11 protein-coding genes are annotated in these 13,347 nt (G+C 59.1%); 4 read left to right on the top strand and 7 right to left on the bottom strand.

What is annotated here, in order from left to right; translation table 11 throughout:
• Positions 1–5 precede the first annotated feature (5 nt).
• The 3 genes from DM818_RS00055 to DM818_RS00045 form a co-directional block, all read right to left on the bottom strand.
• On the bottom strand, positions 6–299 hold the full coding sequence (locus tag DM818_RS00055; RefSeq protein ID WP_153952181.1) for a hypothetical protein: 294 nt from the start codon (positions 297–299) through the stop codon (positions 6–8).
• A gap of 29 nt (positions 300–328) precedes the next feature.
• On the bottom strand, positions 329–1,951 hold the full coding sequence (locus DM818_RS00050) for a type IV secretory system conjugative DNA transfer family protein (protein WP_153952180.1): 1,623 nt from the start codon (positions 1,949–1,951) through the stop codon (positions 329–331).
• Positions 1,952–2,037: 86 nt separating this feature from the next.
• Complete coding sequence (locus tag DM818_RS00045; protein ID WP_153952179.1) at positions 2,038–3,357, bottom strand: hypothetical protein; 1,320 nt, start codon at positions 3,355–3,357, stop codon at positions 2,038–2,040.
• Positions 3,358–3,496: 139 nt separating this feature from the next.
• Here DM818_RS00045 and DM818_RS00040 point away from each other — a divergent pair, with 139 nt between their 5' ends.
• Both DM818_RS00040 and DM818_RS00035 read left to right on the top strand, forming a co-directional pair.
• A complete protein-coding gene (locus DM818_RS00040) occupies positions 3,497–4,435 on the top strand; it encodes an HFX_2341 family transcriptional regulator domain-containing protein (protein ID WP_153952178.1) in 939 nt (312 codons plus the stop codon).
• A 164-nt stretch (positions 4,436–4,599) separates the two neighbouring features.
• Positions 4,600–4,779, top strand: coding sequence for a DUF1040 family protein (locus DM818_RS00035; protein WP_075936276.1), 180 nt, complete (start codon positions 4,600–4,602; stop codon positions 4,777–4,779).
• Between the two features lie 34 nt (positions 4,780–4,813).
• Here DM818_RS00035 and DM818_RS00030 read toward each other — a convergent pair whose 3' ends face one another.
• The gene (locus tag DM818_RS00030; protein WP_153952177.1) at positions 4,814–9,388 is read right to left on the bottom strand and encodes a hypothetical protein; all 4,575 of its coding nucleotides are present in this window, start codon (positions 9,386–9,388) and stop codon (positions 4,814–4,816) included.
• A gap of 395 nt (positions 9,389–9,783) precedes the next feature.
• Here DM818_RS00030 and DM818_RS00025 point away from each other — a divergent pair, with 395 nt between their 5' ends.
• Positions 9,784–11,226 carry an amidase gene (locus tag DM818_RS00025; RefSeq protein WP_075936278.1) on the top strand — a complete coding sequence of 481 codons (1,443 nt, stop codon included), beginning with the start codon at positions 9,784–9,786 and terminating at the stop codon, positions 11,224–11,226.
• Between the two features lie 100 nt (positions 11,227–11,326).
• Positions 11,327–11,893 carry a metallophosphoesterase gene (locus tag DM818_RS00020; protein WP_075936279.1) on the top strand — a complete coding sequence of 189 codons (567 nt, stop codon included), beginning with the start codon at positions 11,327–11,329 and terminating at the stop codon, positions 11,891–11,893.
• A 39-nt stretch (positions 11,894–11,932) separates the two neighbouring features.
• Here the strand turns inward: DM818_RS00020 and DM818_RS00015 are convergent, their stop codons facing one another.
• From DM818_RS00015 to DM818_RS15100, 3 genes are all read right to left on the bottom strand, one after another.
• On the bottom strand, positions 11,933–12,139 hold the full coding sequence (locus tag DM818_RS00015; protein WP_075936280.1) for a cold-shock protein: 207 nt from the start codon (positions 12,137–12,139) through the stop codon (positions 11,933–11,935).
• A 451-nt stretch (positions 12,140–12,590) separates the two neighbouring features.
• Positions 12,591–13,049, bottom strand: a complete 459-nt coding sequence (locus DM818_RS00010) for a type IV pilin (RefSeq protein ID WP_079988834.1) — start codon at positions 13,047–13,049, stop codon at positions 12,591–12,593.
• Between the two features lie 148 nt (positions 13,050–13,197).
• A complete protein-coding gene (locus tag DM818_RS15100; protein ID WP_268891831.1) occupies positions 13,198–13,341 on the bottom strand; it encodes a YegP family protein in 144 nt (47 codons plus the stop codon).
• Between the last annotated feature and the right edge of the window lie 6 nt (positions 13,342–13,347).

Here is a 13,347-nt window from a genome sequence, read left to right as displayed (position 1 = left end):
CTGAGCTAACGGACGGTATAAAAGGCGTCGGCAATATCGTCGCCCGTCTCAACGGAGACAAATTCGCCGTCGGCATCCGTTTCGACTCGATAGATATCATTCAGGCCGGCCGGGAGGTCGCGCGCCCAGACGACAATGTCGCCGAGCCGTTCGCCCTCTGCGGAGTAAATCTCCTTCACACCGGTTGCCGTGCGCCCCGATTCGCCGTAGGCGATATCGTGGGCGCTACCGAGAAACTCGGCGGCTGTCGGGTCGACGTCGTCGGCGTAGTTGTACCGGGCGTCTAACGTCTCTGTCATTGTGCTGATCGCTAGTGACCTGTATTCAGTTAGTCATCGTCCCGACCCGTCCGACCGAGCGAGTGGTGAGGCGTTTTCCTGAGTTCACGCTGGGTCGCCTCGGAGAGTTCATTCCACATGGGAAGCTTCGCGTGGACCCACCCACGTGTCGCGTAGATAATCGCTTCGCCGTCACCGAGTCGCTGTAGCTGGCCGGTCATCGGTGTGCTTGACACCGTCTTCGTGACCGGCTTGCCGTTCACGCTCGCTTCATCGGCAAACGAGTACGTCACCTGGTCGCTCGTCCCGAGCCGGTCGCGGACGTACTCGACGGTCCGCTGGTCACCCGACCGGAGATGCACCTCCTGTGTGAGCCCGCTCAGGATCGAATCCACTGTCGCGTCGCCGTACTGCTGCGCGAGCTGGGAGAGGCTCTGGACGCCCAGGATGGCTTGGGTCTGTTGGGCCCGTCCGGTGGCCACGAGTGTGTCGAGCATCTCCAACTGCGGGACACGAGCAAACTCATCGAGGACGAAGTACCCACCTCGGTTGGGGTCATCAATCATGAGCTGGATCGCTCGGTCGATGAAGAACTTGTAGATGGGCCCCATTCGGTCGCCCTCTCGAATCGGATAATCGAGCAGCAGTAGTCGGTTATCGGGGTTCTCGATGTACTCCCGAATTGAAAACTCGCCATCTGCTGCTGCGAAATCGCCCGTAAGCACCTCCTGAACGATTGATTGGAGCGTCGAGTACACCCCGACCGATTGCTTCGATGCATCCGGGTTGATTGCGCTGATTGCCCCGCGTAGATCCGCGTGTTCGTCGCTGTCGAGGAGCTGGTGGACGTCCTTGTTCCCGAACCGATTCAGGAACGAGACGAGTTCCCGATTGTCGGCGCTGTGTTTGCTTCGCTTCGCCTCACGGTGGAGATACGTCATGACCGCGACGGTGAGCTGTCGGGCTGTGCGGGGAAAGAACGGGTTCTTCGCAGTGCGTTCGGCCTCATCAAACAGCGTATGGCCGAGTTGAGCGAACGTATCTTCGTCTTCGACCTCGCGGAAGATATTCCAGTAGTCCGTCGAGCCGTCAAGCGAGAGGCGAACGACCTCGCGATTCGTCTCGTGGAGTGCCCACTCGGAGTAGTCGTCTTTGAAATTGAACACGACCACCGGCTCATCCGGTCGGGCCTCGATTTGTGGGAGGAGCAGTTTGATGAACTCGGTCTTGCCAGCGCCCGGTTCACCTGTCACCAGCAGTGAGTGGTTCCGGGCCAGTGGCTGGACGTGGTTTGTCAGCTGGGTCTGCCCAGCTGACGTCCCGCTCCAGGTCACGGGAACGGCATAGCGATCAGTGGGCAACTGGGCAGCAGCTGCGCGAATCGTTTTGTCAAGCGCAAATGTCGCGTCCGTGAGCTTACCGTCGCGAACCGAAAGTCGGAGCCGTGACCCCTGCTGCAGCGACCTCGAAACGTCGAGGGCGTCACACGGCACCGCCACGTCGATCGGTGCTGCGGTGGCTTCCGGTCCCGTAGCGCTCACTTTGAGGTGTGCCGTTCGTGTCGACTGGTGGGTTTCCGTGACAATTTCGGACACGACAGCGACGTGGTCCCCATCGCGAATGTTCGACACGTCCAGTCGGTCGCCATCGGTCTTGCCGTAGCGCTCTCCCATACACAGTCGGAGGGAGAGAGCCGGTAAGGGTGCTTGTTACTGACAGTCCAGACTGTCATGACAGTCCTGACAATCGCCGTGTCTGATCAGTTCAGGCCAGCAGCAGCGAGGAGTCTTCTAGCGGCTTGGGAGACATCTGGTGAGCCATCTGTTGCAAGCGGTTGCAAGACGTCAGTGTGCGATTCGATTGCCGCTGGATAGCGAGTTGCGATGGAATGCAATAGCTCCAAAAATTGCACGTGACACGCTCTGTGCTCGCTGTTCGAGAGGGGCTGCACTAACATCGGAGTGAGATCATCAATCGCACCATCAACACCGCGCAGTACTTCAGCCAGCCGTGTCTCGCGCATCGCTCGTGCCGTCGACGCTGGAAACACAGCCGAGAGGGCAACGAGCACCGCCATCTGTCCAGGGAGTGCGGCCCGTGCCCGGGTCAACCGCTCTCGGGAGACGAGCGGAGGCGCGTACAGCCGGGCCACGTCACGGGCGATCCCATCGACAATCCGGTCTACGTGGCCGTCGAACAGTGCCGGTGTCTCGTCAAGAGCCACCGAGAGGATGCCGTACAGCCAAATCCACGACCGCCGGTCGGAGTGAGCAGCATGCCAGGTGTCAATCACAGTTGGAAGTGCCGGTTCGATAGCCGCCGGCGATGCACGGGTGACGGCGTACAAGACTGTGAGCGCACCACGACACACCTCATCCCAGATATCGGTCACACTTGCGAGCGTCTGCACGTGCGGAGCAAACGCCGTCGCGTGGCCCGTGACAACCCCCCAGCGGTAAAAGGGTCGATGGGCTGGCCGTGATTGGATGGTCTCCGTATCGGGAATCGCGACCTGTTCGAACAGTTGGACAATCCACCCGAGGAGACTCCGCTGTGACGGCCAGGCGTCGAGATAATGCGCAAGTCCTGAGATACACGGGACGACCGCGCTGGCATCCACCTCAGCCGCCGTGTTGAGCGTGCGTATTATCGTTCGAAGGCTGCCATGATGCGCGTCGGTGGAGAGGTCACTCAGCACCGGTGGCTGGTCGTGAGCTAACACAACTGCGAGCGGTCGTGTGTACTCGTCGACGCGCTCCGGAACGACCTGGCTGACTTGGTGGCAGTACGAGACGGCTGCGACGGCAAGTCGCTCGTTGTCGTGGCGAGTGAGCGCCGTCATGAGTGCCTCAGTTGTACGTTCATCGTGAGGCGTCGGCCCGACGTCAACTTGGACCGTCAGCGCTCGCAGACTCTCGTGGACCACCATCACGTCCTCGGCCGTTGCAATGCGGTGCCGAAGTGCGTCTGCATCCATCGCGAGGACGTGATGGGGAATGTCTTCAGACCGCGCTTGGGCGAGCTCATCCACCAACGTCTCCGCCTCGTCGGCGTCATCTGCTGGGTCGGGGTCACCCACGCTCGGTGTCTCTGCAGCCGAGTACTTAGCCTTCCCCCGGCTACGCCAAGCGAGGAGCACTGACCAAACCCATCAGGCATGCTGATTGTCAGGATAGTCGCAAACAGTATTTTATGCCGTGTCCGAGCATACCACGTGTATGTTCGGGGAGAGCGTTCACATCGTGCCCGTCCAGCGGGAAGTCGAATTTGTCGTCGAACCGGCAGTCGAGCAGGGGGCCGACGTCGTTCATCTTCTCTCCGACGCCTCGCTCGCGAACGGTGAGACGGTCGCCACGCTTACCGATGAACTCGGTGCTGCAGGTATCGACGTCGAGACGCACCCGTGTCCACACGACGACCTCTACGTTGTCATGGGGCTAGTGACGACACTGGCGAGTGAGTATGACAACGACCAGGATGCTGTGTTCGTGAATATCGCAGCCGGGGGTCGCGTCGCCGCGGTCGGCGCGTCACTCGCGTGCATGGATGCTGCGACCGACGCCCGGGCCTTCGATATCGACGTCGAACACGGTGCAGAGGCCCGTGAGTTCGTCTCCGGAAGTATGCTCCCCGATCACGTCATTCAGTCACCGGGCTGGCAGCTCGTCGCCGGAATGGCGATTATCGCAGGTGTCAACCGCGGCCCTGCGCGGATGAAAAAGCGGCATCTCATCGACCACGGACTCAAGCTCACAGCAAGTTCCGAGTACGAGACGAAGTTTACTGGGTTAGCATCGGTCGTCGAGACGCTGGTTACTGAAGATGGCACCGCCAAGGACGCACTTGTCCGCGACGGGTTCGACGCCGTCGGCGACCACCGGAACAGCGCCTATCGGTACATCAACACGGACATCGTGAACCCGCTTGCCGAGCGGGGATACATCGAGGTGGAATCAGTCGGCCGGTCAAGCCAGCTCCAGCTCACGGAGGCCGGAGAAAACGTCCTTCGGGCGTTCCGACACAAAGTCGAGGACGTCATCGCGTTCGAAAATCAACAACGCCGTCGCCACGGTGGCTCGCTGCCGGATTGGCTCGTCTCTGGATTCAGATCGATGCAAGCCGATGGAGCCGAGCCGCCAGTTGATGATGGCGATTGAATCGCTTGTGAACTGAACAAGCCGTGAACGCTGTGAGCCAGCACAGCAACTCAAGGGTCTGGTCGCTTCATCCAGGTGATCTCGCATGGGTTGGTCTCACTGTTCGCGCCCCGTGAGAAAGCCAGCCCGATAAATCAAGTTCGCTCAGACGGTCCACACGCCCAATGCGCGACCCAGACCGCATTCCGGTGACCCTGGAGGCTGTTGAAGAGTACTGGCAGGAGCATCCAGACCTGCGACTCGGACAGCTACTCTACAAGATTGCGAATGAGTGCGGATATGAAGACCCCTTCTACATGGAGGAGGACGAATTGCTGGCAGTCATCGAAGACGACGTCGAATAGCGGCATCTGCCACGGTTCGAGGAAAGCCGCGTCGTCAGCGGTGCACTGATCGGGTGAGGGCGAAGATGAACAGTCCCACGAGGAACGCCCCGAGGAACGCTTCCACCAACGCCACGAACCGAAGCAGCGGCGCTGCGATGATGGTTGACCCGCCCATGACGAATGCCGTGAATGAGGCAAGGCTCACAATCACGTACCCGAGGATTGGCTGCTCGTACGGAGCCGTTCCCCCGGTATCGAAGCCGGCTGGCCCCCAGATCCCACCGAAGGCACCGGCGAACGCGATAACCACGAGTATCGAATAGCCGATGACACGCTGTGGCTTCTCCCCGTACTCAGCGATCAGGTCAAAGAATTTGTTCGCCACGTAGGCGTACAGGACGGGAACCAGTGGCTCGTTGAGCGCTTTCTGCTCTGAGTCGGCTGCGAGCGACCGATTCCGGCTCGACGTGACGGCCGTTGCGTCCGTTTCTGCCGGGTCTGCTTCTTCGGGAGGAGCGTCCTCTTGCGCGTTTTCTGCCGTGTCTGCAGAGCTCGTCTCGGCGGTGGTTTGAGCTTCGGTAGAGGAGTCATCCTGCGCTTCGATATCGGGATTGGCTGACTCAGTCGTCGCTTCAACCGGCTCGCCGTTTCCGTTCGCCTCAGTGTCGGCCGCTTCATCGCCCGCGTCAGCATTGGTTCCATCGCCGTGACTTGCTGACCCATCAGACGAGTCACCACCCTGCCCGGTCGGGGTTGGTTGGACGGCCTGCGGTAACACCGTCCGTAGCCGTCGTCGATACTGCGCAACTCTGGCTCGGAGGCGACGACTACTCAACAGCCGGTGTCGAGCACGTGCCCAGGTCTTTTCCTGTGTGAAGAATTCACCCGCTGCTCGATTATCACCGACATCGCTCGCGGCGTTTTTCAACGCGAGGTATGTCGCCTCGATCCGGTCAGGTGTAGGTCTGACCACACCCGGGTCGGCTTCCTCAATGGCAGCCAGCACCGACACACGCCACCGGGCCTGATTGACAAGCCCTTCGATGGTGACTGCATCATAGCCGATGCCCCCGGGAGCCAGGTCGGGATTGTGATACGTCATCTCTTCGCCCTTGGGTAATAACAGCGCACCACCAGGTCGGTGGGGACTTGCTGCGAGGTATACGACTGTGTCCATCCCGGCCCGTGGGAGGTCCAGACCCTCATAATCGGAATCTAACGCGTACGCAAGCGCGACGGATAAGTCGGGAACTGAGGCTTGTAGTATCGGTTTGACAGCTTGTTGTGGTTCGATGCCCGCTTCCAGAAGCACGTCGCCCACCGTCGGCCGGTCGTTGTTCTGGTCTCCCGTGTAGATCAGCTCTCGAGCGGTCTGTGACGTCCGAAGTGCAATCATGAATTGCTGGGCGATCAGCCCGATGCCGCGTCGGGTGTCGTTCGGCGCGTCAATCGCTGTGTCTTCCGGGATATCCAAGATGATCTGGCGAGCCAGCAGGCGGTTGAGCTGCCGCGCCAGCCGCGTGAACGGGATACATGCAGTGAGTGGCTGTCGCGTCGTCGAAAACTCACCTTGCTTGATTGAGGCGATTAGTGGCGAGACGACGGGCCGGTCGGATTCAGCCGCCAGCGCGGCCATGCTCTCGACTGCGACCTCAATCTCTGCGGAGTTTTGATTGCGCGCGTCCGCCGGTAGCGAGATCATCTCGCGGAGTGAGTCTGGGTCATCGAGTCCGGCGGTGAACAACTCCAGCGCGCGATCTGCAATGTGCTCGCGGTCAACAGGTGATTCGTCGTCCTCACCGATAATTTCATGCAGTGCGTTCGCGACCGCTAAGTCCCGGTAGCCCTCTTGTCCGCCACGCACCTCATGGACCGACCAATCGCTGTTTCTGAAATCTTCCCTGACGGCACTGAATCGAAAGCCGTTGAATGTCGTCTCGAGGATGTGGACATGGTCGGTCGGCTGTGGCGTCTCCGGAAACAGCGAGAGGTCGCCAACCGTAGCCCGCTCAAGATTGAGGACGGTCCTCGGAACATCTGTATACTCGTCTCTCGAAATGGATAGGTCCGGAAGCATCGGAAGCGACTCATCATCATCCGTTTGGGGTGTGTCCCCCGCAGCGTCAGTCTCGGAGGCGTCTGGATCGTCCGTCGTCTCTTGTGACGCAGACTCGGGGATGTATCGTCCCGGAAGGGTGTCTGCAGACTCGGCATAACTAAACGTCCCATGCTGTAGCTCCGCACCGCGGAGCGACACCACTCGCGGGCTGTATCGTGCCGCCGGGAGTTCGACCTCGGTTTCACTGTGAACGGTCACGCCGTCAAGGTCGATAATGCCTCGAATCTGCGTGCGCGTTTGATCTGTAACCGAGAGTTCGAAGTTCCCCTCGATGACGGCATTGTTCAACCGGATACTATCTTCGATCGTTGTCGAAATGCGTCCTTGCCGGACAGAGTCGGCCTCAAGAAGCCTGAGGGTAGATTCGAAGGTCGTCTGTTCAAGATAGACGCCGCCACCGACTGTCGCACCGGCTAAATTGAAATCTGCACCGAACGTCGACTCACGGGCGTTCAGATGGCCACCAATGGCAGCGTTTGACAGCTGAACAGCAGCGCTCGACTGGGCAGCGCCCGTGCCAATTTCGGCCGCTCGCATTAGCACGCTCCCGAACGTGCTCGCACTCCCCAGCACCAGTGAATTGGCGACTGTAGCGTGATTTAGATTCACGGTGCCACAGACGAGCGAGTCTGTGATGTTGGCCTGATCACCGATAGTTGCGAACTCGGCATTGAGATCTCCAAACGTCGTCGTGTACTTCGCGACAAATGCCTCCCCGAGCGTCGCGTTCACGAGATTAACGTTACCGGTGTTCGTGAGATACGACATCTCAACGCCGCCGTCGAGTTCGCTCCGCTCGAGCGAGAGTCCACCGACAAAGCTCCCGGTGAGATTCACACCACCGAGCGAGGCGCGTTCGTTCGTGCGTGTCAGCCCGTAGTCAAGCCCGCCTGCGGGAACGTCGTCGCCGACGATGAGATGGTCGAGAGAGATGCCCCCAAAGACGGTTGCGCGTCGAATCCGGACGGACAGATCGACGGTCGTGTAATCTAGTGTTATCGACCCCGCTTGCACTGCATCCCCGATGACGACCTGTGTCGTGCTGTGAATCACTTCCAGCGAGTTGGTGATGAGCGCACTGGTCAGCGATAACTGATAGTCGATGTCTGACTCGTCTATGCTAACCGACCCACGAATGACAGCTTCCGGAGCGAAGATCCCACCGTCGACCTGTGTCTTTCGCACCCGTAGCTCGTACTCTCGATCGGCGGGCGTCGGCATATCCATCCACTCGGGGAGTCCAGAGACTGCGGCCTGGGGCGCGACGGACCCCTCCTCGAAATTGATGTTTCCGCCAACCTGTGCCGCTCGAATGTCGAAGCCTCCGGCTAGCCCTTCGAAATTTAAATCCTGCGTGAGAATCGTCTTCTGGAGCGTACACACGCCCCCCACGTGACACTCGCCAAGCTTGATATCGTCTTCAATCGTCGCTCGCGAAAGCGAGAGTCCGCCACCGATCACAGCGTTGACCCGCACGTAGCTCCCCGTCGATGCCTCGCGCAGATTACAGTCACCGCCGATCTCACTCGCTTGCAACGAGATATAGCGACCAGTATCGACACGCTGGCTCTCACAGTCGCCATCAACGCGGGCTTCCCGGATGGACAGATACCGGTCGCTCGCGAGATTTTTTATGTTGCAGTCGCCGCTAATGTCGATACCGTCCAGCGAGACGTAGTTGTCCGCGTGGAACCCGCTGCCCCACAGTTTTCCCGAGATATCACTGTTTGCAAGGTCCAGATGGGCGTGTGTATGTGCGTAGGAGAATGTGACATCCGAGTTGACGTGGGCGTCTTTCATGCTGAAGATGAAGCCAATCTCGGACCCGTGGATAGAGCATTTCGTGTGCTCGCGCTCACCGAAGTTAGACCGGGGCGATGTCCGGACCCCCTCACCGCTGAGCCCCATCTCGCCACAGGTGATTCCATCGAGGATGAGACTCTCGTCAATATGCCCGTTTCTGGCCGTGAAAATCCCGATTTCTGCCCCATCCATCTGCAGTGTCGTCCGAATCCGAACGTAGTTCAGATTGCAGATTCGAATGTGGCTAAGCCGGAGATCGATCGAATGGCGTCCGGGAGTGTCGAGTTCCCGGTCTTTGAGATCCAAGTAATCGAATTGACTACCGATGAAGACACGGCGAAGGTGCGTGCGTTGCTCCGAGGAAAATCCGTCGACAACGTCACAGGGTGGATCATCAGGCCCGAGCGTCCCCTCGACCGCCCGCCGGAAGACGCGACTCACAACGCCGTCGGTGAATTTGTCGTCGCGGCGTCTTGGTGCTGCGTCCAGCCACGGATACACATCGTCTGGCTCCCGTGGATCTTCGTGCGGGAGCTGGTGAAACAGACAGAACTCGTCGTCACCGATTGTTTCCCGCGGACACTCGTGGTACCGGTCCCCATCGCGTCGGTCGGTCGTAATTAGCCCCGAGTCCTCGTGGTCCAGGTCGAGATATTCGGCTCCACTGTACTCGCCATCGATATTGACAGCAAAGCGGCAAGCCATCTGCTTAGCGGTCTCTCCTCCCAGTTTCCTCCTTGTTCGATGACAGCATGTCGGGCCGTTATCGCCATGGTGATAAATATCCCCGTGGTAAACGATAACAATAATTAAGATTAGTTCGCAGCGCCCGATACACAGTCTCTCACCACTGAAACGACGACCAGCCGTGTTCCCGTATCAGGAGTTCCGCGGTAGGGACAGCCACGTAGCGTCAGGGTCGTTCTCTTAATACGCTGTGGACTGAACGCTGCGGTGTGTCGTGCTGGAAATCTGTTGGTTAGCTAATCAGACCAACCAGATAAACTAACAGCAGTGATGATAAGATCGGCTTAGCGAACAGATGCACCGCCACAGTAGCAGATAGCTTTTCAAACTACCCCGGTGACGGCCAGAGTAGCATGAGTCCACCACTCCACCGCCAGTCGGCAGCAGAGCTTGCACGCGAGATACGTGCGGGCGACCGCTCGATCACGACCGTTGTCGACGAAACGCTCGCACGGATTCGGGCCCGAAACGACCGGACCAACGCGTTCGTCACCGTCACGGCTGACCGCGCTCGCGAGACCGCAGTGGAGGCTGAACAAGCACTCGCTGCTGGAGAGCCACATGGCCCGCTCCACGGCGTCCCAATTGCGATCAAGGACCTGGATGATGTGGAAGGCGTCCGCACAACGTCTGGGTCACTCCTGTTCGAGGACAATGTCGCAGAGCGAACGGATCCGTTTGCTCAACGGCTCATCGACGCCGGCGCAATCGTCGTCGGCAAGACGAATACGCCGGAGTTCGGGCTGGGGTGTACAACGCACAACCGAGTTGCTGGCGACACTGGGACCCCGTTCAATCCAGACTACGTCGCCGGTGGGTCATCGGGCGGTGCCGCAGCAGCGCTGGCAGACGGCCTTGTCCCTCTCGCGCAGGGGTCGGACACTGGTGGGTCGATTCGAACACCAGCGTCCTGTTGTGGCGTATTCGGATTCAAGCCAACGTTTGGTCGCGTGCCGATTGCAGACACGCGGAACGCGTACAGCCATCACACGCCGTTCAGCCATATCGGCCCGCTCGCACGGACAGTCGAGGATGCCGCGCTCATGCTTGACGTGATGGCTGGCGACCATCCAGCCGATCCGTTCTCGCTACCGACACCGACTCACTCGTACACTGATGCGATAGATGAGCCGATTGCTGACCTCTCAATCGCCTACAGTCCCGATTTGGGTGTGTATCCAGTCGCCGAGTCCGTTCGCACGCTTGTTGGCGACGCAGTCGATGCATTTGCCACCGCTGGTGCGACCGTCGAGCGTGCTGACCCCGACTTCGGGCTCTCCAACGAGGACATCCTCGATGCGTACTACACCTTTGCGACGGTGTTGTGGGAAGGGCTGCTCGACGGGCTTACGGAAGAGGGGCTTGACCCACGCGGTGCCGACCGCGACAAACTGACTGACTCGACGATGGAGACGATTCTGGACGCCGAGTCGGTGTCGACACAGGCGCTCACCGCCGCCCAACGCGTTCGGACGCAGGTGCTGGCAGGCATGACCGACCTGTTCGACGAGTATGATCTACTCGTGTGCCCGACGCTTGGCGTGCCACCGTTCGAGATTGGTGAGCTACCGACCGAGATTGCCGGTGAGTCGATCGAGCCACGCCGTGGTTGGCTACTCACTCAACCGTTCAACATGACCGGGCAGCCGGTTGGAACCCTGCCTGCGGGTCTAACCGACGATGGATTGCCGGTCGGCTTCCAACTCGTCGGGCCACGACTTGCGGAGGAGACGGTCCTCGCTGCAAGTGCGGCGTACGAACGGGTGCGGCCGTGGCAGGATCGCTATCCGGCCTGAGTGTGAGCACCGGAGAAGACACCAATATCCCACCAGCGAGTGAGATATTATCACGCGCCCTAGGGGAACGTATGAGTAGTCGAATCCACACTGACAGATAATGGATTACCTCATCTCTGATCTCCATCTCGACCACACCAATATCATCGAGTACTGCGACCGGCCGTTCAGTTCAATCGAAGAGATGAACGAGACGCTGGTCGAGCGGTGGAACGGTCAGATTGCCCCAGACGATACCGTCGTATACGGTGGCGATTTGACGATCCGTTCACAAGCGGCTGCACTGCTCGATTGGCTGGAACAGCTCAACGGCGAGATGGTCTTCGTCCTCGGGAACCACGACAACATCGTCTTGGACCAGTTGGATCACGTGCAGTTCGTTGAGGAAACGCGGTTTACTCACCGCGGTGTTCCGTTCCACGTCGTTCACGACCCAGCAGCCGGCCCGTCGAATCCGACGGGCTGGCTCCTCCACGGACACCACCACAACAACTGGCCGGAGGAATTCCCGTTCATCGACCATGGTTCCCGGCGCGTGAATTTCTCGGTTGAGTTGCTGGGGTACCGGCCGCTGGCAGTTGATCGTCTCGTCGAGTATCTCGCTTGTGGTGAACAGTTCAGTGACCGTGCCGCTGCTGAGCGAGCACTAGACACAAATAAAAATTGAAGAACACGTCTGTTGCCAGAGGCAACAGTGTAGTCCTCGTTATTGCCGAACGACGTTCGATGCGCGAGGTCCCTTGGGGGACGACTCAATATCGAACTCAACCTCAGTCCCTTCTTCGAGATCCGGGCCGCCGACGTCTTCCATGTGGAAGAACACGTCTTCGTCGTCGTCGAGGTCGCCGTCGTCAGTCGAGATGAAACCGTAGCCGCCAGTGTCGTTGAAGAAATCAACCTTTCCGTTTGCCATTGCAAACAAATCAAGGCCGGTGTAAGGTATAACCCTTCCGAGAGTCAAGGTACCACGACCCCCTCGCTGACAAAACCACAATTTCTGCTTTTATCCGGGTAGATATACGCTGCCCATCAACTGTAGAAAGTGTACGATTAATGTTATTTCGTGAACGTATCTCACCGGAAACGAGGTGTGTGTCTGCAGTCGATCGTTCACCGTTTGCTTCATCCGTGCCCTCGTTGCAATCCGTGCAGAGCAGTGAGTCACGATCGGTCCACACGAGAGAATCCGCACATCAGTGCTGGTGCGGCTGATAAACCTGCTTTCACGCGCTAACTCACGCTGTCAGCTGCTTTCTGATAATCACCGATTCTGACGGTGTGTGCACCACTCGGAGAGTCACCGTATTACCTGACGTCAGTTCGCACTTGTTCTTCGGGAGCCGAAAGAGGATCGTCTCGCCGGCCTAGTACGCTGATTGCAACAAGGCTCCTCCGTCATTGACCTGACTCACCGGATTATCGATCGCGTTCAGCGACCGCTCGTCAAAGATATTCTGCCCTTCGATTTGCCCATCAGGGACCCGAATCGCATTCTCGTTTCCAGCAGGAAGATTCACGATTCGCCCCTGCTTGGTCCCCTCACGGCAGTTGGCCCGTACTGCGATTTCCACATCTGCGATCTGGACGGTATCTCCGGCTTCGTGCGTGAGTAACACGATTCCACCGTCGGTGCCGTCCTGTGGCACGAATGCCCCACTTGACTGTGCGATGTTCGGTGCGGGCTCTCGAAGCCCGTCGGTGAATCCGAGTGCAAAGGTCGAGATAATGCCTGCCAGAGCTACCGCCAGCGCGACGACCAGCACGACACCGACAACAGATGAGACTCCTCGCGAGTCATCCCGTAGTTCACCGTCTCCCCCCACTGTCGTACTGTTCTCTTAGCCAACGGATTTAATCAAACCACCGAAGAAGCCGACTGTCTCTCCCGAGACACTGCTGGATTGATCGGTTGAAAGAAGGCAGAATACAGCTTGCCAGTATCAATCCCGCGTGTACTGGCCTTCTACCCGCCTACTCCGTTCGCTTGGCGTTGGGTGCGTTTCGCTTGACACTCTCGATACCGTCGCGAGCGCCACTCCGACTCGCGTACCCTTCACCGCCGTCCATCAAGATGTTCCCATTCCGATAGCGACTCCGCCACCGGAATGGGAACATCTTGAT

Origin of the sequence: Halosegnis longus, assembly GCF_009663395.1 — an archaeon.
Classification (GTDB): domain Archaea; phylum Halobacteriota; class Halobacteria; order Halobacteriales; family Haloarculaceae; genus Halosegnis; species Halosegnis longus.
The sequence above is the reverse complement of the archived record's forward strand: the minus strand, read 5'-3'. Positions and strand labels throughout refer to the sequence as shown.

Coding starts and splice junctions, on each gene's coding strand:
- DM818_RS00055 (WP_153952181.1), bottom strand. CDS start 299: ATGACAGAGACGTTAGACGCCCGGTACAACTACGCCGACGACGTCGAC.
- DM818_RS00050 (WP_153952180.1), bottom strand. CDS start 1,951: ATGGGAGAGCGCTACGGCAAGACCGATGGCGACCGACTGGACGTGTCG.
- DM818_RS00040 (WP_153952178.1), top strand. CDS start 3,497: ATGTTCGGGGAGAGCGTTCACATCGTGCCCGTCCAGCGGGAAGTCGAA.
- DM818_RS00035 (WP_075936276.1), top strand. CDS start 4,600: ATGCGCGACCCAGACCGCATTCCGGTGACCCTGGAGGCTGTTGAAGAG.
- DM818_RS00030 (WP_153952177.1), bottom strand. CDS start 9,388: ATGGCTTGCCGCTTTGCTGTCAATATCGATGGCGAGTACAGTGGAGCC.
- DM818_RS00025 (WP_075936278.1), top strand. CDS start 9,784: ATGAGTCCACCACTCCACCGCCAGTCGGCAGCAGAGCTTGCACGCGAG.
- DM818_RS00020 (WP_075936279.1), top strand. CDS start 11,327: ATGGATTACCTCATCTCTGATCTCCATCTCGACCACACCAATATCATC.
- DM818_RS00015 (WP_075936280.1), bottom strand. CDS start 12,139: ATGGCAAACGGAAAGGTTGATTTCTTCAACGACACTGGCGGCTACGGT.
- DM818_RS15100 (WP_268891831.1), bottom strand. CDS start 13,341: ATGTTCCCATTCCGGTGGCGGAGTCGCTATCGGAATGGGAACATCTTG.